At 45.8% G+C, this 20034-nt stretch carries 23 protein-coding genes; 21 read left to right on the plus strand and 2 right to left on the minus strand.

Annotated elements, in window-relative coordinates:
• Nucleotides 1-17: 17 nt before the first annotated feature.
• The 8 genes from ABTV53_RS10260 to ABTV53_RS10295 all read left to right on the plus strand — a co-directional run bounded on the left by ABTV53_RS10260 (nt 18) and on the right by ABTV53_RS10295 (nt 4824).
• On the plus strand, nt 18-368 hold the full coding sequence (locus ABTV53_RS10260; protein ID WP_278295751.1) for a putative DNA-binding protein: 351 nt from the start codon (nt 18-20) through the stop codon (nt 366-368).
• 69 nt (nt 369-437) lie between these two features.
• On the plus strand, nt 438-1814 hold the full coding sequence (gene ffh / locus ABTV53_RS10265; RefSeq protein ID WP_433752728.1) for a signal recognition particle protein: 1377 nt from the start codon (nt 438-440) through the stop codon (nt 1812-1814).
• 53 nt (nt 1815-1867) lie between these two features.
• A complete protein-coding gene (gene rpsP / locus ABTV53_RS10270) occupies nt 1868-2140 on the plus strand; it encodes a 30S ribosomal protein S16 (RefSeq protein ID WP_017689219.1) in 273 nt (90 codons plus the stop codon).
• A gap of 23 nt (nt 2141-2163) precedes the next feature.
• The gene (locus tag ABTV53_RS10275) at nt 2164-2394 is read left to right on the plus strand and encodes a KH domain-containing protein (RefSeq protein WP_024630185.1); all 231 of its coding nucleotides are present in this window, start codon (nt 2164-2166) and stop codon (nt 2392-2394) included.
• Between the two features lie 343 nt (nt 2395-2737).
• Entirely contained in the window at nt 2738-3250 is a 513-nt protein-coding gene (gene rimM, locus ABTV53_RS10280) for a ribosome maturation factor RimM (protein ID WP_433752730.1), read from the plus strand.
• A gap of 1 nt (nt 3251) precedes the next feature.
• Nucleotides 3252-4019: a tRNA (guanosine(37)-N1)-methyltransferase TrmD gene (gene trmD, locus ABTV53_RS10285; protein WP_433752731.1), complete on the plus strand. Its 768-nt coding sequence runs from the start codon at nt 3252-3254 to the stop codon at nt 4017-4019.
• A 180-nt stretch (nt 4020-4199) separates the two neighbouring features.
• Nucleotides 4200-4574, plus strand: a complete 375-nt coding sequence (locus tag ABTV53_RS10290) for a VOC family protein (RefSeq protein WP_433752733.1) — start codon at nt 4200-4202, stop codon at nt 4572-4574.
• Nucleotides 4575-4626: 52 nt separating this feature from the next.
• Nucleotides 4627-4824, plus strand: a complete 198-nt coding sequence (locus ABTV53_RS10295) for a hypothetical protein (protein WP_433752734.1) — start codon at nt 4627-4629, stop codon at nt 4822-4824.
• Nucleotides 4825-4827: 3 nt separating this feature from the next.
• Here ABTV53_RS10295 and ABTV53_RS10300 read toward each other — a convergent pair whose 3' ends face one another.
• Entirely contained in the window at nt 4828-5793 is a 966-nt protein-coding gene (locus tag ABTV53_RS10300; RefSeq protein ID WP_433752736.1) for a polysaccharide deacetylase family protein, read from the minus strand.
• Nucleotides 5794-6107: 314 nt separating this feature from the next.
• Between ABTV53_RS10300 and rplS the strand changes: the two genes are divergently transcribed.
• The 10 genes from rplS to ABTV53_RS10350 all read left to right on the plus strand — a co-directional run bounded on the left by rplS (nt 6108) and on the right by ABTV53_RS10350 (nt 14788).
• Nucleotides 6108-6449: a 50S ribosomal protein L19 gene (gene rplS, locus ABTV53_RS10305; protein WP_024630190.1), complete on the plus strand. Its 342-nt coding sequence runs from the start codon at nt 6108-6110 to the stop codon at nt 6447-6449.
• Between the two features lie 304 nt (nt 6450-6753).
• Nucleotides 6754-7374 (plus strand): signal peptidase I, encoded by a 621-nt coding sequence (gene lepB, locus ABTV53_RS10310; protein WP_433752738.1) that lies wholly within the window; start codon nt 6754-6756, stop codon nt 7372-7374.
• A 30-nt stretch (nt 7375-7404) separates the two neighbouring features.
• The gene (gene ylqF, locus ABTV53_RS10315) at nt 7405-8268 is read left to right on the plus strand and encodes a ribosome biogenesis GTPase YlqF (protein WP_036670353.1); all 864 of its coding nucleotides are present in this window, start codon (nt 7405-7407) and stop codon (nt 8266-8268) included.
• A gap of 464 nt (nt 8269-8732) precedes the next feature.
• Nucleotides 8733-9434 (plus strand): ribonuclease HII, encoded by a 702-nt coding sequence (locus tag ABTV53_RS10320; RefSeq protein WP_433752739.1) that lies wholly within the window; start codon nt 8733-8735, stop codon nt 9432-9434.
• 30 nt (nt 9435-9464) lie between these two features.
• On the plus strand, nt 9465-11522 hold the full coding sequence (locus ABTV53_RS10325; protein ID WP_433752740.1) for a DNA ligase: 2058 nt from the start codon (nt 9465-9467) through the stop codon (nt 11520-11522).
• Nucleotides 11519-11830, plus strand: coding sequence for an EscU/YscU/HrcU family type III secretion system export apparatus switch protein (locus ABTV53_RS10330; protein WP_036609395.1), 312 nt, complete (start codon nt 11519-11521; stop codon nt 11828-11830). The genes ABTV53_RS10325 and ABTV53_RS10330 overlap by 4 nt, the downstream gene beginning before the upstream one ends.
• On the plus strand, nt 11824-12222 hold the full coding sequence (locus ABTV53_RS10335; RefSeq protein ID WP_433752741.1) for a YraN family protein: 399 nt from the start codon (nt 11824-11826) through the stop codon (nt 12220-12222). The genes ABTV53_RS10330 and ABTV53_RS10335 overlap by 7 nt, the downstream gene beginning before the upstream one ends.
• A 318-nt stretch (nt 12223-12540) precedes the next feature.
• The gene (locus ABTV53_RS10340) at nt 12541-12702 is read left to right on the plus strand and encodes a paeninodin family lasso peptide (RefSeq protein ID WP_433752742.1); all 162 of its coding nucleotides are present in this window, start codon (nt 12541-12543) and stop codon (nt 12700-12702) included.
• A 363-nt stretch (nt 12703-13065) separates the two neighbouring features.
• Nucleotides 13066-13941, plus strand: coding sequence for a carboxypeptidase-like regulatory domain-containing protein (locus ABTV53_RS10345; protein WP_433752744.1), 876 nt, complete (start codon nt 13066-13068; stop codon nt 13939-13941).
• Nucleotides 13942-14236: 295 nt separating this feature from the next.
• Nucleotides 14237-14788 (plus strand): nitroreductase family protein, encoded by a 552-nt coding sequence (locus ABTV53_RS10350; RefSeq protein ID WP_433752745.1) that lies wholly within the window; start codon nt 14237-14239, stop codon nt 14786-14788.
• A 229-nt stretch (nt 14789-15017) separates the two neighbouring features.
• Here the strand turns inward: ABTV53_RS10350 and ABTV53_RS10355 are convergent, their stop codons facing one another.
• Nucleotides 15018-16631 carry a YifB family Mg chelatase-like AAA ATPase gene (locus ABTV53_RS10355; protein ID WP_433752747.1) on the minus strand — a complete coding sequence of 538 codons (1614 nt, stop codon included), beginning with the start codon at nt 16629-16631 and terminating at the stop codon, nt 15018-15020.
• A gap of 354 nt (nt 16632-16985) precedes the next feature.
• On the opposite strand from ABTV53_RS10355, the gene ABTV53_RS10360 reads away from it, so the two are divergent.
• From ABTV53_RS10360 to sucD, 3 genes are all read left to right on the plus strand, one after another.
• On the plus strand, nt 16986-17441 hold the full coding sequence (locus ABTV53_RS10360; protein ID WP_017689201.1) for a MarR family winged helix-turn-helix transcriptional regulator: 456 nt from the start codon (nt 16986-16988) through the stop codon (nt 17439-17441).
• Nucleotides 17442-17684: 243 nt separating this feature from the next.
• On the plus strand, nt 17685-18845 hold the full coding sequence (sucC, locus tag ABTV53_RS10365) for an ADP-forming succinate--CoA ligase subunit beta (RefSeq protein ID WP_433752748.1): 1161 nt from the start codon (nt 17685-17687) through the stop codon (nt 18843-18845).
• Nucleotides 18846-18908: 63 nt separating this feature from the next.
• Nucleotides 18909-19838 carry a succinate--CoA ligase subunit alpha gene (gene sucD / locus ABTV53_RS10370; protein ID WP_036609382.1) on the plus strand — a complete coding sequence of 310 codons (930 nt, stop codon included), beginning with the start codon at nt 18909-18911 and terminating at the stop codon, nt 19836-19838.
• Nucleotides 19839-20034: the final 196 nt, after the last annotated feature.

The following is a 20034-nucleotide window of genomic DNA, read 5'->3' on the forward strand; positions in this document are numbered from 1 at the left end:
GAAGGGAGTGCCCCGATGTGAGTCAAGAAAACCGGCTTGAGAAGACAAACCGGATTAACTTGCTGTTTGCTTTTTATGAATTGTTACTCACCGAGAAACAGCAGACTTTTCTAAAGTATTACTTTCATGACGATTTTTCACTGGGTGAAATTGCAGCCGAGTTTGAGATCAGCCGCCAGGCGGTATACGAGCATATCAAGCGTGCCGAACAAGTGCTGGAAAATTACGAAAGCAAGCTGGGCTTGCTGGAAAAGCATGAACGGCGTAATCGCAATCTTGAAGATTTGCAAAATGCATTGGAACGCGCAGGCGTCTCCGTTGACAACAACAAACAAATACACGATATCGTTGCTCAGCTCAGCGAATGAGAAAATCATTACGGCTGAGCGGAACGTGTCGGTCTTAAAAACAGTATTAAAGCTTAAGGAGGTGGGATCATGGCATTTGAAGGATTAACGACCCGATTACAGAATGTGTTCAGCAAGCTGCGCGGCAAAGGCAAGGTGTCTGATGAAGATGTAGCCGAGGCTATGCGCGAGGTACGTCTGGCATTGCTCGAAGCGGATGTAAACTTCAAAGTGGTCAAGGAATTCATCGCCAAGGTGAAAGAGAAGGCTGTTGGCAAAGAAGTGATGGAGAGCTTCACGCCAGGAATGGTCATCATCGACATCGTTAACAAGGAACTAACGGATTTGATGGGTGGAAGCCAAGCGAAACTGGCTAAAGCAAACAAACCGCCTACGGTGCTGATGATGGTTGGTTTGCAGGGTGCTGGTAAAACAACCACATCGGGTAAACTGGCTAAGATGCTGCAAAAGCAAAACAGCAGACCATTGCTTGTTGCAGGAGATATTTATCGTCCGGCAGCGATCAAACAGTTGCAAGTACTAGGTGAGCAGATCAAAGCGCCGGTATTTACACTGGGAGATCAGACAAGCCCTGTGGAGATCGCACGTCAAGGTCTCCAACATGCCAAAGATAATGGTAATGACTATGTTATTATCGATACAGCTGGACGTCTGCATGTTGATGAAGAGCTGATGGAAGAGCTCCGCCAGATTCACAGCGTAGTGAATCCGGATGAAGTACTGCTTGTGGTAGACAGCATGACAGGTCAGGACGCGGTTAACGTAGCAGAACACTTTAACCAGCAACTTAATCTGACCGGGGTTGTTCTGACGAAGCTGGATGGCGATACTCGTGGTGGTGCTGCGCTTTCTGTCAAAGCAGTTACGGGTTGTCCAATCAAGTTTGCTTCCCTTGGAGAGAAACTTGATGCTTTGGAGCCGTTCCACCCGGAACGTATGGCTTCACGGATTCTCGGTATGGGTGATATGTTATCTCTGATAGAGAAAGCACAATTAAACATTGATACCGATAAAGCCAAGGAAATGGAACGGAAGATGCGTAATTCAGAATTCACGTTTGAAGATTTCCTGGAGCAGATGGATCAAGTGAAAAAGCTGGGACCCATCGATCAGATCATGGATATGATTCCCGGCATGGGCAAGATGAAACAAGCCAAGGACCTGAAGGTCGATGATAAACAGATGGGACGGATCGAAGCGATCGTATACTCAATGACGACCGAAGAGAAACGCAACCCGGACTTGATCAACCATAGCCGTCGGAAGCGTATTGCTACCGGAAGCGGAACATCTCTGGCTGAAGTAAATCGTCTGATCAAGCAATTTGATGAGATGCGCCGCATGATGAAACAGTTCTCGGATATGATGGGACCCAAAGGCGGTAAAAATAAAGCGATGAAGCAGCTTAAAGGCATGGGCAAAGGAATGAAGTTTCCTTTCCGTTGATTTAAGCGAAGCTGGATCATATACAGATTTCATTGAAGGAGGTGAATTTTCAAATGGCAGTTCGTATTCGTCTGAAACGTATGGGTGCTCACAAAGCTCCTTTCTACCGCGTAGTGGTATCGGATTCCCGTTCCCCACGTGACGGTCGTTTTATCGAGGAGATCGGTTACTACAACCCGGTTGAACAACCGGCTGTTGTTAAGATCGATGAAGATAAAGCATTGGCATGGCTTCAAAACGGTGCACAAGCATCTGACACTGTCCGCAACTTGCTTAGCAAAGCGGGCGTGATGAAGAAGTTCCACGAGTCTAAATTATCTAAATAAAGTGCTGATTCGGAGGGTCATCTATGGAAGAATTAGTAAGCATAATTGCTAAGGCTTTAGTCGATCATCCGGAAGATGTGGCGGTTCGGACGGTTGAGAAAGACCGGCTTGTCGTTTATGAGTTAACCGTTCATCCTGACGATGTCGGGAAGGTAATTGGTAAACAGGGACGAATCGCGAAATCACTTCGTACGGTCGTCACATCAGCAGCAGTTAAGATGGATAAACGGGTTACCGTTGATATCATATCTTAAAGATATACGAAAGGGGGTTAGGATGCATGTCCTAGCCCCTTTTCGTGCATGCTGAAACTAATATGTTAGACTAGATATTATATCGTATTAAATTTTTTAGGTATGAGTGACTTCGGAGCAGTGCAGGGGACGGAATCGATTCTGGAGAAGCGTTAGCGTTCGCCTTAAAGCTTTCTGAAAGAAAGCTACATCGGAAGCATACGCTATCACCTCATTTTCACCTTTTAAAGCAATTTTCAAAAAATGAGGGGGTAACAGCGATCGGAAGAACGAACCGTCGCCGGAACGGTTGTACCAGAGTCGACGTACCTGTTTAATTTGATATAATTTTATAGGAGGAAATATGGCAGAATTTATGAATGTAGGTAAAATCGTCAATACGCATGGAATTCGCGGTGAGGTGAGAATCATGCCTTTGACCGATTTCCCGGAAGTGCGTTTCGCAAAAAATGCAGAGTTGTTTTTCTTTACACCAGATAATCATCCAGTCATGGTTAACGTGGAATCTTCACGTTTGCATAAAAATATGTATATTCTTCGTCTGAAAGAGTACGGCAATATTAATGAAGTAGAAAAGTTTAAAGGCGGCATGGCCAAAGTGTTAAAAGAGAACCTGGCTGAACTGGACGAGGGTGAGTACTACTTCCATCAAATCGTTGGGTGTTCGGTCATCACCGAAGAGGGTGAAACGCTTGGAACCATCTCTGAAATTTTGACTCCGGGTGCCAATGATGTGTGGGTTGTCAAAACGTCAGCAGGCAAAGAAGTGCTGATTCCCGTTATTGATGATGTAGTGCTTGATGTGGACATCGAACAGAAGCAAGTGAAGATTCACCTGATGGAAGGGCTGCTGTAACATGAAAGTGGATGTATTAACGCTATTCCCGGAGATGTTTGACGGTGTGTTCGGAGCAAGCATACTGGGTAAAGCTCAAACGAAGGGTCTCGTATCCCTTGGTGCAACCAACTTCCGTAATTATGCAACCAATAAACACAATACGGTGGATGATGCTCCTTACGGTGGGGGTGGGGGCATGGTGCTGAAACCAGATCCGATCTTTGCTGCTGTAGAAGATGTTCTGGAGCAACGCGGAGAAGCTGCAGCAACGATGAAACCTCCACGTATCATTCTAATGTGTCCGCAAGGTGAGACGTTTACACAGAAAAAAGCAGAAGAACTTGTACAGGAAGATCATCTGATTTTTATATGTGGACATTATGAAGGTTACGATGAGCGCATCCGCGAATATCTCGTGACGGATGAACTATCCATTGGGGATTACGTACTCACGGGTGGGGAGTTACCTGCTATGGTTGCGATCGACAGTATCGTACGTCTTATACCCGGTGTGCTTGGCAATGAGACAAGTGCTGTGACAGATTCATTCAGTACTGGACTCCTCGAATATCCACACTACACACGTCCACCCGAGTTTAGGGGCATGAAAGTACCGGATATGCTGTTGTCGGGACATCATCTGAACATTGAGGCATGGCGCAGAGAACAGTCGTTGCTTCGTACGCTGGAACGCAGACCGGAGATGTTGGAAACAGCCGACTTGACGGAGAAAGAACGAATTTGGCTGAAAAAGATACGCTCGGATCGTAAAAATAGTGCAGAGTAAATATCTCTATCCCATAAATATTTAATAAGTAGAGAGTTCAAAATGCCAACCTTGATACTAAGGGGTGGCATTTTTTTATTTATCTTGTAAAGAATGCTGGATTTCCAAGGGTGAATTCTATAAAATGGAGATATATTTTAAAACTCAGTTTCATCAAATGAAACTAAAGGCGGTGTAGGAATGACATACCATATTATTGGTCTTGATCATATTCAGCTTGCAGCACCAGATGGTTGTGAAACGGAGGCACGTCATTTTTTCAATAAAGTACTGGGCTGGACGGAGATTCCTAAACCTGAAATTTTGAGAAAACGGGGTGGTGTATGGTTCGAGTGTGGCAGACACCAAGTGCATATTGGAGTACAAAAAGATTTCGTTCCCGCTACAAAAGCTCATCCGGCATTTCATGTACAACATTTGGATCAGTTGCGTGATCATCTCATTCATAACCAAATTCATATTGTTGATGACGACGCAAGGGCAGATGAAGGTGTAAGACGTTTCTATATAAATGATCCGTTCGGTAATCGCCTAGAATTTATGGAGTGGCTATAAGTCATAGGTTATAAATGTATGTTTTGGACACGAAAATGAAGTATTGTGTATCATGGACAAATGTTGGATGGCTGGACCGGACTTGGTTCAGACGGGGAAAGAACAGATCATCATCTATGACGCAGAGGAAGCCGTGATTTATTCCAGCTTTCCAATGACATTATCACTTACCGATGCAAAAAGAGCCAAGCCACAGCTCAAAAGGCTGTATAACTCGACTCTGTATCCGGGCGGTGAAGTTAAACTCTAGGTTTTACTGGTCATTCTCCGATGCAGGTAATTCGTTCTGCGGACTGGATTCGGGTTGAAGCAAGGTCGCCAAATCAGTACCTGTCGTGACCGTCAACCGAGGCAGTTTCATAAGATCATCTCCAGGATGAACAAACCCGGGCTTTACGGTAAAAGCCATGCGATATCCATGTTGCTGTAACTTGTAGATCATCTGTGTGCTGGTATAACCAAACGGGTAAGCCAGATAAGGTGTATCTATTCCCGTTTGCTTCATTTGCTGGATATCCTCATCCAGAAGACGGGTGTCCAGACCGACGGGTACGCTGTTACCACAGCGCATAAATCCCTTGTGATGCAGGTTATAGGTATGGCTGTTGAATTCAAATACATCAGTTGCCGCCTGCATCTCTGGTTTAGAGATGAAACTGTCAATGGCTGGGCCAGATTCTGAAGGTTGATCTTGGATTTTATTACCAATGACAAACAATGAAGCGTGGAAATTATATTTTTGAAGCACAGGGTAAGCTAACGTATAATTGTTCTGGTAACCATCATCAAAAGTAATTACAATGGACTTCAGTGGCAGGGAGAGCTTCCCGTTTACATACTGTTCAAGCTGATCCAAAGTAATCGTGTGGTAGCCTTCGTCGTGCAGATATTTCATGTTTTGCTCGAAATCCTCCAGACTAATGATGGATTTCTTATCTGTCTGGTGATGGTTCAGTTTGGGCTCTATGTAATGATACATGAGTACAGGAACTTCTGTAGCCGTACCTGTTTCTATCTTGAAGGTGGAACGATCCAGTGCATTTTGACTGGTGTAGTCAGTGTGTGACAGCTGGAACGCTTTGCGTTTAACAATGTCCCAGGAGGTACAGGCTTTGTGTGACAAGGCATTTGTAGGATGGGTTACGGCATAGGCATACAGTGTAATGGAGCATATGAGCATGGCGAGTACAGAAAGCGTGATCTTTTTCCAATATTTCATGAGTCTAAGAGTTCTCCTTTAAAATGGTCATTAAGTTATATCATAGACGATATTTTAACACGAGAGGTTACAGTATCTTTTCCTGTATCAGGTTGATATGCAGATGAGAGCGTTAATTAACGATTCGCCTAGTATTGAGTCTCAGCATTGCGGATTGAGCAATAGGCAGTTGTATAATTTCTCTTGTGTTTTGATATGCAGCGTGATACAATAAGTCTGTTATGTGGAATACGGCGGTCCTCTATGGATAATGAAGGAGACAAGGTGATCTCTGGAAGAAGTATGAACGCCTGTACGGAAGGAGGGAGTCATAGATGAATATCGTTCAAGCGATTACACAAGAACAACTTCGTAAGGATATTCCGAGTTTTCGTCCTGGTGATACTTTGAAAGTGCACGTTAAGGTAATCGAGGGAACTCGTGAGCGTATCCAATTGTTCGAAGGTGTTGTGATTAAACGCCGTGGTGGTGGAATCAGTGAGACTTTTACAGTTCGTAAAATTTCTTACGGTGTAGGTGTGGAAAGAGCTTTCCCGCTTCATTCCCCAAAAATCGATAGAATCGAAGTGGCTCGCCGTGGTAAAGTGCGTCGTGCGAAGCTTTATTATCTTCGTGAACTACGCGGTAAAGCAGCGAGAATTAAAGAAATTCGTTAATATAACGGATACCGGGAAGGGCTTGGAGACAAGCCCTTTTCGTTTTTGTCCGGGAAAAGTTGAACCGGAGGTACACTTCCGAGTAAAATGGTATGGCAACACATGTGGGGAATAGTCCGGGAGGCTTGTGAAATCAGTTATTGAAAAACATTTGAATTGTGGATTAAATGTACTGTAATGCTTGGTGTAAGATTACATAACTGACTGAATGTTTTGTATCCATCCATTGAGTTATTGGAACGATACAGAATACTGGATGTGTGTACTGCTATAAACATGTACTGTGAAGAGAGGAAGATCTTGAATGGAACAAGAAGTTCAACATGACCGGGGCAATCCTGCCGAAGAGAAAAACAGTCGATCCAAAAAAGCCAAAAATGAAATTGTTGAATGGCTTAAAGCCATTGTTATTGCATTAGTTCTCGTCATTTTGATTCGGTGGTTGCTCTTCAAACCGTTTGTTGTGGACGGTCCGTCCATGCAGCCGAACTTTGAAACGGGTGAACGTGTGATCGTCAACGAGATCTTATATGATATCAGAGAACCGAAGCGCGGTGAAGTTATCGTCTTCCACGTACCATCCGAAGGTCGGGATTTCATTAAACGTGTTATTGCTGTAGAAGGTGATACAGTTGAGGTTCAGGACGATACCGTGATCGTTAACGGTAAAAAAGTTGATGAAACGTATATTCAAGGTGCCATTGATGCAGCTGAAGCAAATGGTGGAACCTATAACGTGAAGGATTTCCCGAATGAGCAGTTCCCTGATGGCAAAGTGCCTGCAGGTCATGTGTTTGTCATGGGAGACAACCGTCCAAATAGTACAGACAGCCGTATGATCGGTTATGTTTCGTTAAAAGATATTATTGGTCGTGCAGATGTTATTTTCTGGCCGATCGGTGAGATTAAGTGGATCAACCACTGAAATTGAAGTAAATAATGAGGTGAAGACAAGGTGACGATACAATGGTTTCCAGGTCATATGACTCGAGCCAGACGCCAGATTCAGGACAAGTTAAAGCTCATCGACGTGGTCATCGAACTATTGGATGCCCGTCTGCCTGTCTCCAGCCGTAATCCGATGATTGACGAAATATTGCTGGATAAACCCCGGATGATTTTGTTGAACAAATCGGATTTGGCAGATGCCAAAGTGACGCAAGAATGGATTGAATATTTCAAAAAAGAAGGAATTACCGCGTTTCCTGTGGATGCCTCGACAGGTACCAATGTTAAAGATATTCCCGTGCAGGCCAAGCTTCTTCTTAAAGAAAAAATTGACCGTCAAATTGCTAAAGGAATTAATCCTCGTGCGGTTCGCGGGTTGATCGTAGGGATTCCCAATGTAGGTAAATCAACACTGATTAACCGACTGGCTGGACGGAGTATTGCGTTAACAGGAGATCGTCCTGGTGTGACGAAGGGGCAACAGTGGATCAAGGTAGGCAAAGAAATGGAGCTACTGGATACTCCGGGTATTCTTTGGCCCAAGTTCGAAGATCAAAATGTAGGTTATCGTCTTGCCGTAACTGGTGCAATCAAAGAGGAAATTCTGAATGCAGAGGATATCGCCTTTTTTGGAATCAGTTACCTGATGCGTTATTACTGGGACGCTTTGGAAGAGAGATACGGACTTCAGGAGTTCTCCAAGGATGCCGATGATTCAGACAGTGTTATTGCGATTATGGAACAAGTCGGCCGTATCCGTGGATGTGTTGTAAGCGGTGGACGCATTGATCTGGAAAAGGCATCACGAGCATTTCTGCGTGAACTGCGCGCGGGTAAAATGGGACGTTTTTCTATGGAAGCTCCCTATTAAAAAAAATGGACTCTACACGATGAAGATCATTATCTTTATCTGTTCATTTCATATATACAAGTGCCGAAAGAAGCGGCCGTTACCGGATTACCGGGAGCGGTCGTTTTTTGTGTATACAAACGCGGAAGTAGAGCTGGAACATATGTCGAAAACGATAAAATGGAAGAGGATTGAAGAACAGTACGCTTTATGGAATTGGCTGGCCTATATATCAGGTGCATCTAAATCGTGCTATGATGAATGGTGGTGCAATTTAGATTAGTCGAGGTCTGATATATTCAATTTAAACCATCTTATACCGATAAATGAAGACATCACTATCTTTATAATTGTAAACCTCAAGGAAAAGTTTTGTTGAGAGAGACAGGTTGTACAGAACAAAAGACAGAGGATAAACGTCTATATTATAAAAAGTTGTAAGTGATACGCATGCTGAAAAAGCGTGGGTAGAGGAGATGAGCGTTATGATTGAAAAAAATGAAGAACTCGGGTTGAATCTGCTGGATACCCCGATTGGACCCAAAAAGAAAAAAGAAGCCAGTGAACCGCGGGACCTGTTGCTCTACGAGCGGGAGTATTGGGACAGTGGATTTGAACGTATTGCTGGTATTGATGAGGTAGGACGGGGATGTTTGTTTGGAGATGTTGTGGCAGCGGCGGTTATTTTACCGAAGGATCTCATCCTCGAAGGTGTGAATGACTCCAAGAAATTGACGGAGAAAAAACGTGATGCCCTGTATGATGTCATTATGGAAAAGGCAATCGCGGTAGGTGTCGGGTACGCGGATGCAGAGACCATTGATCGGCTTAACATCAAGCAGGCTGCGAGACTCGCGATGAAACGGGCTGTTGAAGCATTGGGAGAAACGCCTGATTATATGCTGGTGGACGCTGAGAAGGTGGATGTGAATGTACCTCAACTGTCCATTATTAAAGGTGACGCTAATAGTCAATCGATCGCAGCGGCATCTATTATCGCCAAGGTAACCCGAGATCGACTATGTAAGGAAGAATGGCATACGTTATATCCGGAATATGGTTTGTCGATACATAAAGGATATGCAACAAAAGTTCATCGGGAGCAAATTATGGCACTGGGGGCAACCCCGATGCATCGGCGCAGTTTTCTGGGCAACCTGCTTGGAGAGCAGCAATCTTTGTTTTAGCATAGGTTTGAAGGAAGGAGGGGGAGAGATTTGAATATCGGTTCCATGATAAAGGGGTTAATGGGAGATAGTAAGCCCGGCAATGCCAAACCGCTTGAATTAAAGGAAGGTCAGGTGGTTCGTGGCTCCGTCGTTAGTGTATCCGATGATGGGGGAGAAGCAGTTCTGCAGATTCAAGGTGTACAGGTGCGCGCCAAGTTGGAGACTCCACTCCGTCCGGGTGAGACCACGTTGCTTCAAGTACAGCCTCCAGGTGAAAATGGCATAACCGTAATGAAACCTATGGCGGGGTCACTTGCTGAGCTGCCACAAGCTTCGATGAACAACCTGCTTAAGGATGTAGGGCTGCCGGATACAAAAGGGAATCGTGAACTGTTACTTGCCATGCAGCGTAGCGGATTGCCGCTAACGAAGGATAATGTGGCTATGGTTCAAAATATGATGACTGCCAAACCCGCACAGGTCCCTGTGGAAGAATGGGTGCAGGCGACAGGGATTGCTTTTCAGCGTGGTCTTCCGGTTACGGCAGAAACAGTAAAAGGATTACACCAGACGGTGTTTGGCCCCCCTCTGCACCAGTTGTTAAGCGGGTTGGCTGATCAGTTGGAAACGATGCTTACTCAAACAACAGGTAAACCGGTATTGCCTGGAGAACAATCTGCTACGTTGAAACCAGCAGTCATGGCTGGTGCACCTGTAGTACCAAATGCATCGCAGACGGACGAAGGTTTGGCTGCATCAGGCAATGGTCGTCAGGTGACTGGAACGGGGACACCTGCTTTGTCAACACAACAAGGACAAGCGGCATTGACAGGATCTATATCCATGATGGATGGCGGGGCAGAGGATGCCGGTACTGTGGTGAAAGGAAACGTGCAGACTGGCGGAGGCACAGGAAATGCTGAAGCCGGGGCAAAGGCAGTTGCCAGCAACGTTGAAACGGCTGGCAGAGGGGGTGCAGGTATTCCGTCTGGAACCGGAATACCTGGCGAGAGCCCGCGCGGGGCTGACGCGGGCCAAGTCGGGAGCCGCCCGGGTATACCAGGGGCGGCCACAGAATCTGTGGCTGGCCGTGGAAGTGCAGGCCAGCCTGAAGCAGGCGCGGGCGTGCGGATTGACGGCCGCGCTGAAACGCCTGCTGCTGCGGGGACGCCGTCCGCAGCAGGCCAGGCGGCACCAGCAGCGCCTACGGCAGCGCAGCTGGCGCCCAAGCTGCTGGCGCTGCTGGACGCCCTGCGCAGCGCGTCCATTGCCGCACCGGCACAGCCTGGTGCGGCAGCACAGGCCGCCCCTGCATCGCAGGGCGGCCAGGCGGATGCGGCTGCCGGAGGCGTGCCGCAGCCGTTACCAGCCGGCGCTGATGCGCCGCCGGCTGGCGGTAGTGCCGCAGCACCTGCAGGAGCTGCGGCAGTGCACGCGCCTGTTACCCACGAGGGGGACCCGTGGGTGGGGCGCGTGCTGAAGCTGCTCGGTGCGGAGCACGAGCAGCAGGCCGTTCACGGCGCGGCAGCGCAGCCGCGCGTGGGGGATGCGGCGAGTCCGGCGAATGCGGACACGCTGAAGGGCTTGCTGCTGCAGCTTGCCAGCAGCGAAGGTGCACCGGTCGCACTTAAGGATGCCGCCGGACAGGCCGTGCAATATCTGACAGGTCAGCAGTTATTGCTGACGACAGATCGCAGTGCTACGTTTGCACAGATGCACTGGTTTATTCCGATCACTGGACCGGACGGGGAAGAAACGGCGTCCGTTCAGATTCAATCACGTCGTGGAGCTCGTGGAGAACTGGATGCGTCCAACTGCCGTCTATGGTTTGATCTGGACATGAAAAGTCTTGGGCCTACTCTGGTAGATGTACATGTGGTTAATAACATTGTCAGTCTGCGTGTATTAAATGATCGCGAAGGGATGGGGCCGCTCCTGGAGAGCGGACGAGAGGTAATCCATCAGGCATTGGACAAACTGGGCTATCAACTGCTGACCTTCAAGGCGGAACCGTGGCCTGTGGGGCAGGAACCGGGCGCGGAACGCAAAATGTCAGCCTCGGACTATAGTCCTGAACGATACAAAGGGGTGGACTTGAAGGTATGAAAGACGAGTCGTCACAACCGGATCTGCTCTCCAAAAAGGCGGTTGCCCTAAAGTATGTCCCTGGAGAGAGCGAAGCGCCCGTGGTTGTAGCCAAAGGGCGCGGCAAAGTGGCAGAAGCCATTCTGGATAAAGCCAGAGAAAACGGCGTGGCTGTTCAGGAGGATGCAGCACTTGTGGAGGTGCTCTCCAAGTTGGATCTGGATGAACAGATTCCAGCTGAACTGTATCAACTGGTCGCGGAAGTGCTAACGTATGTCTACCGTGCAGATCGAATGGCCTCAGGTCGTGAGGAAAATGAGTCATGGTAGAACGTAGAGTGGGTCATGAGCGGGGAATGAAGCTTACACGACAGCAGAAAGGTCGATTAGGTGAAGAGGCTGCCTGTCAATGGTTGCGAGAGAACGATTATCGGATCATTAGACAGAACTGGCGTTGCCGTAGCGGTGAGATTGACATCATTGCTTCTTACGAGGGCCTGATTGTTTTTGTAGAAGTAAGGAGCAGAAGTGGAGCCGCTCAGTATGGTACACCTCAGGAATCGGTGGATATGCGTAAAATGCAGCAGGTGCGCTCAACTGCATCCGTTTATTTGCAAATGACGGAAGAAACGGAACATCAGATCCGTTTTGATGTAATTGCCGTAATGCTTGATCAAGCAGGAGAGGCGGTCTCTGTGAATCATATTGTTAATGCTTTTTAAGCATGACATGTAAAATCATTGCTGTATATTAAGATACAAAATGTATCGTTTTGATATGAAGTTCGATTATTTCAAAGTACAAGTTTAATTATGTCTTATCATTGCATTCGTTAAAGTCTTGGAGTTGGTTGTTATACTAAAGCCGCAGTTCCTCATCATACAGGAACTGCGGCTTTTTTAATTTTACGATGAAATAATACAACAGAGAAGACAAGTGCCAATAATAAAATCATTGTATTTCAGAAAATTTTAGATACAAAATGTATCATTTGTTATAAACTAAAAAAGTTGAAATTTATAGAGAGGTTGGTGGGATGTATGAAAGAGCATCAGAATACGTCGTACAACACAGGAAAACGAGTATGGGAGTGTCCTCGGATGGAAGTACTGGATATCAGCGAGACCATGAACGGTGGACAGGGGATTTGGCAATATGTTTGGGACGGAGAATTCTGGAAGCTTGAGCTTTTAGTCAGTTAATTTAAGAGGCTAAAGAGCAATGTGTGATCCATAAAAATAATGGTGAGGTGTAATGGGAAGATGCAGACAAGTATCAAATGGATAATTCGACTAAGTACACTATCTTTATGTTTCATTTTGTTTGGAATTATGTATTCCGGAGTTTCTTATGCAGTCGATCTGTCTACACAGGCAAAAATATCAGGAAAAGTTACTGATCTTGAAGGGTTTCCTATCCAGGATGCAACAATCAAGTATTCCCTTAGATATCAAGGGGAAGAAACTGAAAAAAGCGTAAAGACAGATGGCACTGGAAGTTATACCATACTTGAGTCTGTCCAGGATTATACGGAAATTAGTTTTATAATTGAAGCAGAGGGCTATGTGACAGACAGGCACCGTAATACCTACTATTTGTCAGAAGGGGAACAAATTCTGGTTAATTTCGAGTTGTATGAACCTTCTACGATTGTAGGGTCTGTAACCGATCAAACAGGCAAACCGATTCCAGATGCCCAGGTCAAAGTAACAGGAGCCTTGGATCGTCCGGTTAAAACAGATCAGCAAGGTCGGTATGCCGTTACTGGGCTTGATTTTGACTACAATCCGAACATTGCGATCTGGGTGGATTCTGCGGATTATATGCTTTATGTACAGGATCGTTTGAATGTTCAGGCTGGAAAAACCTTAATCGTAGATGTTGTTTTGACAGAAGCTGCACATGTGCGGGGGAAAGTTGTAGATGAGGCGGGTAATCCAGTAAGTGGAGCTAAAGTTAATGCCGGAGGATCGGCAACAACAACGGATGCTCAAGGAAATTATTTCATAAAACGCGTGCCAACAGGCATCAGAACAATAACGGGGGAAGCAACAGGATACTTAAAATCTACTCAGATCGTTACCCTCGTACAAGGAGATCATAATACGTTTAATATCGTACTTAAGAAAGATGCAGATATTACACCTCCAATAACCAAATACAGATTAGTTCCTATTACAGATACTGTGAATGGGAAGGTATACATCAAAGGATTTACATTCAGACTTCAGGCAACGGATGAAGTCAAAGGTTCGGGCGTGAAAACAACGCAATATCGAATCAATGGGGGAGAATGGAAGAACTATGAAGGACCCGTCAAGTTTTATGCCCCTGATGTCAAGGTGGTAGAGTACTATAGTACAGATGTTGCAGGTAATCAGGAGAAGTACAATAAAATGGATTTTGTTAAAGGGACATTTGAAGGTGCTGGTGCATACTGATTCAATCATTGATGTGATCGTAATATCGTAATGATGCATGATTACGGCTTAAAAGACGGCTCCGACTTGATGATCCCCATTAGTGGATCAGGATTCGGCGTCGTCTTTCTCATTCTCAGCGCATGTATTTTTGGTAGTTGTGGCGCCATCCCTTTGAATCTCCTGAGCAGAAGGGTGTATAATCAAGGATGTAATCTGGCGTTTTAATCTTTTAATTTGTTATAAACGAATTGTTCAAGACCGTAAGCCATTGTTACGGTTCCGAATCATAATTATAAAAAGGGAGGTACGGCCGATGAGTAAAGCTACGAAAACAACAAATGAAGTCAGAGAGGCGATTCAAAATCGTCGCACAGTGAAAAAATTTAAAAAAGAAGCTGTTCCTACACAGCAAATCATAGAGTTGCTGGACACCGCAGTCTGGGCTCCTAACCATAAACTGCGTGAACCTTGGAGATTTTTATTGTTTACCGGGAATGGGCGGAAGAAACTGGCTGAGGCTATTGACGCAGAAATGGGAGAAGACAATAAATTCTCAGCCAATATTATGCAAGTCCCAGCCGTTATGCTTGTTGTTTTGGAGGAAGATCCAAGACAGAATATTTGGGACGAAGACTTCGCTGCAGTAAGTGCGTTGGTTCAGAACTTTATGCTTGCAGCCTGGAGTGAAGACATTGGAACGTTCTGGGTGACCAAGCCGTTCCTGTACGCTCCCAAATTCCGCAAACCGCTTGGAATAGAGGCGGGAGAGAAGATTGTAGGCATGATTTATATGGGATACCCTGATGTTATTCCTTCTGCGAAAGAACGCACACCAGCTAAGGACAAACTTACTCTTTTTGAATAATAAAATTATTGGAATAGGTAGCTACACATGCACTATCTGTTTCAGAAAAATTGACGTACAAGTACCTTTCTCCTCAACAGAGAGGCACTTGTACGTTTTTTTGTCATGTTGACATACTGTATATATTATAACCTGCATGAAACATCCGTTGTCTTGGCCACGTTATTCTTTCTACAGGTTGAACTTCGCGTTGTTGTGTTTGGTAAACCTGTTCTTCCTCCATATGCTTCTAAAATAAATTAAGATCCAATTGACGATACTGTATGGCTTCAGCCACATGAGCTGTCATAATTTCACCTTCATGGTCCAGATCGGCAATTGTCTGTGCCATCTTGATAATCCGATCATGTGCACGCATGCTCAGATTTAACGTTTGCAGCGTTTGCTCTAACAGTTGCTCTGCCTCTTGGGGGAGGTGGATCGTTTGTCGCAAAAGCGTGCCGGAAAGTTGGCTATTCCAACGAACCGAACCTTTGGCATAACGTGTAGCCTGAATTTGATGAGCGTGGATCACTTTTGCCTGCATTTCTTCAGAGGAAGGGGAAGCAACAGACTTGCGCCACTCGCCTGGTGGAGGAACCTCAACCTGAAGATCAATGCGGTCCAGCAGGGGTCCTGAAATTTTGGCTCGGTATGCGGCAACACGGGCTGGACTGCATATGCAGCGTTGCTCCTCCGAATGAGCGGACAAATAACCGCAGGGACAAGGATTCATGGAACATGCTAGCATGAACTGGGCCGGAAAGGTGAATGCAGCGCGTGCCCGACTAATTGTCACTGTGCGCTCCTCTAACGGCTGCCTTAATACCTCCAGCACTTGACGCTGGAATTCAGGTAATTCATCCAGAAACAATATGCCACGGTGGGCAAGGCTCACTTCACCCGGTTTTGGGATACCACCGCCTCCAATCAGACCAGAGGTGGATATCGTGTGGTGAGGGGAGCGAAAAGGTCTGTCTGCAATCAGGCCTTGAGGCGCTTCTTTCAATTTGCCTGCGGCACTTAATACTTTGGTTACTTCTAACGCTTCATCTTCTGACAAAGGCGGAAGGATGCTAGGCAAACGTTTGATTAACATCGTTTTGCCCGTGCCTGGCGGTCCAACGAGCAGTATATTATGCATGCCTGCTGCAGCAATCATAAGCGCGCGTTTTACATGGTGCTGCCCCAAGACATCACTATAGTTATCTGCAAGTAATGAAGTCTGTCTCGTCTTTTTATCCTGCACCCTCTGTGTCTTATCTCTTATAGGAGTAGCGAGGTGAGCATAATTTTTTAATACAACCGGCCCAGCATTGACTGTATTTTTTGGTATTCGAACCGAACTCGTAGATTGATCTGAAATTTCCGGCGCGATATCTTGTAAATGACGAATACCAAATACCTGAATACCTCGAATCAACGACGCTTCCTCTACGTTATCCAAAGGCAGTAGCACGGAAGTAAAGCCTTGTCGTTTGGCCAGATCCACCATGGATAAAATGCCGGGCACGGACCGGATTGAACCGTCCAACGCCAGTTCGCCAACCACTAGTGTCCGTTCCTGGGGAGGCAGTACAAGCTGGCCGCTTGTCATAAGTAAACCAATGGCAATGGCTAGATCAAAGGAAGATCCTTCCTTGCGCAGATCAGCGGGCGCCAGATTGATTGTGATCCGCTGTAACGGATACTGATATCCGCAGTTCTTGATCGCTGCACGAACACGTTCGACAGCCTCACGAATGGCTGAATCCGGCAACCCGATGATGGATGTCTGTGGCAGACCATTGGATAAATCGGTTTCCACCTCGATCAGAACGCCATCAATTCCGTACAAACACGCACTGTGTAATTTTCCGTACATGACAAAGAAACACCTCACTCGATTCTTGACTCCGCATAATACGGGCCAGTCTACGAATTAAGGTGCTTCCTCAGCTTCTATTAAGCATTTTATATAAAAGGAATCATGGAGTCAACCTGTCGTTATCATAGCTGTAGTCATCATTCCTGATCCCTGAATTTTATTTCTGGAAGGAAATCATTAAATGTATCTATTCTCATTTAAGTTTTACACAATATAATTTTACATAATTAAATTGAATAGTAAAATCATTTGTGCTCAATTATTCTGTTTTTTTTCTAATTTGTGATAAGATAGATTTATAGTTCCTTTATATAAGGAATAGAATGCACAATAGGCAGGTGAGAAAGACATATGCAGACTGACAGTTTGAAGCTGGATAACCAATTATGCTTTGCCATATATGCTTGTTCACGTGAGATTACGAAGATGTACCAGCCCTATCTGGAGGTGCTCGGCGTAACGTATTCACAGTATCTAGTTCTGATGGTGTTGTGGGAACGTGAAGAATGCACGGTTAAGGAGATCGGGGAGGCGTTATACCTCGATTCGGGAACGTTGACGCCACTTCTCAAACGATTGCAGTCAGCAGGACTTATTAATCGCGAACGCTCGGCTCAGGATGAACGAAAAGTATTAATTACATTAACCGACTCCGGCCGTGAGCTGCGGAACAAGGCATTGTCCATACCTGAATCCATTCAGGGAGATGCGTGTTTGAACAGTACAGAGTTTGAGGCATTGCTGGGTCAGTTCAAAGGGTTGCTGGAGAAGGTTCACGAAACCAACACTAACGCAGCCAAAAAATAAAATGCAGTTTTATATTAAGGAAACCTTAGCTTTTAGCTGAGGTTTTTTCCATATATACCCAAGCATTCACAATATGGGATCATACTCATATCAAAATACTGTCTATTAACCATTAATTTTTTAAGGAAAGCGTTTTAAAAACGTGTTACAATGAATTGGGTTTAAGTGAAAATAGTCAACATTTGTCTTTTGTTAGTCTACCAACCCGCCTTGTTGCAGTCATGTTGATAGGAGGATTCGAGAATGAATATCCATGAATATCAAGGAAAAGAAGTACTGAAACAGTATGGAGTTACCGTTCCTAACGGAAAGGTTGCTTATACAGTCGATGAAGCGGTTGCGGCCGCAGAGGCACTGGGCAGTCCGGTGACTGTTGTTAAAGCTCAAATTCACGCAGGTGGCCGGGGTAAAGCCGGCGGCGTAAAAGTGGCGAAGAGCACGGAAGAAGTTCGTGCTTATGCTTCCGAAATTCTGGGCAAAGTATTGGTAACACACCAGACTGGACCAGAAGGCAAAGAAGTGAAACGTCTTCTGATTGAAGAAGGATGCGATATCCGCAAAGAGTATTATGTGGGTGTTGTTGTGGACCGTGCCACAGGCCGTGTAGTTATGATGGCTTCCGAAGAAGGCGGTACTGAGATTGAAGAAGTAGCTGAAGCTACACCTGAGAAAATTTTCAAAGAAATCATTGACCCTGCCATTGGGTTACAAGTGTTCCAGGCGCGTAAACTGGCTTACAGCATTCAGATTCCTAACGAACTGGTGAACAAAGCCGTGAAGTTCATGCTTGCGCTGTACACTGCATTTGTCGAAAAAGATTGCTCTATTGCCGAGATCAATCCTCTCGTTGTTACCGGAGATGGAAACGTTATCGCACTGGACGCGAAGTTGAACTTTGACTCCAACGCCCTGTTCCGTCACAAAGACATTTTGGAACTGCGTGACCTGGATGAAGAGGATGAAAAAGAAATCGAAGCTTCCAAATACGACCTCAGCTACATAGCACTTGATGGCAACATCGGCTGTATGGTCAATGGTGCGGGACTTGCGATGGCGACGATGGATATTATCAAATACTACGGTGGAGACCCCGCCAACTTCCTTGACGTAGGGGGCGGTGCAACAACGGAGAAGGTAACTGAAGCATTTAAGATCATTTTGTCTGATGCCAAAGTAGCCGGGATCTTTGTTAACATTTTCGGTGGTATTATGCGCTGTGATGTTATCGCCAACGGTGTTGTTGAAGCCGCGAAGCAGCTTGGCCTGACCAAACCGCTGGTTGTTCGTCTTGAAGGAACTAACGTGGAGCTTGGCAAACGTATTCTGGGTGAATCTGGCCTGAATATCGTTCCTGCTGATTCCATGGCCGATGGTGCACAGAAAATTGTTGCCCTCGTAAAATAAGTTCATTCCTTAGTACCGGAGCTGTCCGGGAATTGAAAAATAACCGTAAGGATGTGAAGCAACGTGAGTATTTTGATCGATAAAAATACAAAAGTCATTACGCAAGGCATTACGGGTTCAACGGGAATGTTCCACACGAAGGGCGCATTGGACTACGGAACCCAGATGGTAGGTGGAGTTACACCGGGTAAAGGCGGAACTAATGTGGATATCACGTTGGAAGACGGTACAGTAGCTAGTCTGCCGGTGTTCAACACTGTGCAGGAAGCGAAGGAAGCTACAGGCGCAACAGCGAGCGTCATTTACGTTCCTCCTGCATTTGCAGCAGATTCCATTATGGAAGCTGTTGATGCTGAGCTGGACCTCGTAATCTGTATTACAGAAGGTATTCCGGTTCTTGATATGATCAAGGTTGACCGCTTCATGGAAGGTAAAAATACTGTCCTGATCGGACCAAACTGTCCAGGTGTCATTACACCAGGCGAGTGTAAAATCGGTATCATGCCTGGTTATATCCATATGGCGGGGCACGTGGGTGTTGTTTCCCGTAGTGGAACACTTACCTATGAAGCCGTTCATCAACTGACGACACGTGGCATTGGACAATCTTCTGCTGTAGGAATCGGGGGAGACCCTGTAAAAGGCTCCGAGTTCATTGATATCCTCAAACGGTTCAATGAAGATCCACAGACTCATGCGGTCATCATGATTGGTGAGATTGGTGGTACAGCTGAAGAGGATGCTGCAGACTGGGTACGTGAAAACATGACCAAACCGGTTGTTGGCTTTATCGGTGGCGTAACAGCGCCTCCAGGCAAACGGATGGGCCATGCTGGCGCTATTATCTCTGGCGGTAAAGGTACAGCCAAAGAGAAGATTGCGAAGCTGGAATCATGTGGAATCAAAGTAGCACCAACTCCTGCTGAGATGGGTTCGACTTTGGTGAGTGTACTTGAGGAACGCGGTATTTTGAATTTGTGCACGACACATTAATTCTTTTTCGTTATAATAGAAGAAACGGCTCGGAAATGATCTATTTCTGGTAGACCGACTATTATGGTTACGGAAAAGGTAAGCAACCTTTTGTCCTTGAACAGGGCGAAGGGTTGCTTTTTTGCGTTTTTTTACGGGTAAAGAAGGAGGAATTGTCCCTCATCTGCGTAAACGCTTGCATTCCGTGGTCACTTAA

Origin of the sequence: Paenibacillus amylolyticus, assembly GCF_050990605.1 — a bacterium.
Lineage (GTDB): Bacteria > Bacillota > Bacilli > Paenibacillales > Paenibacillaceae > Paenibacillus > Paenibacillus amylolyticus_H.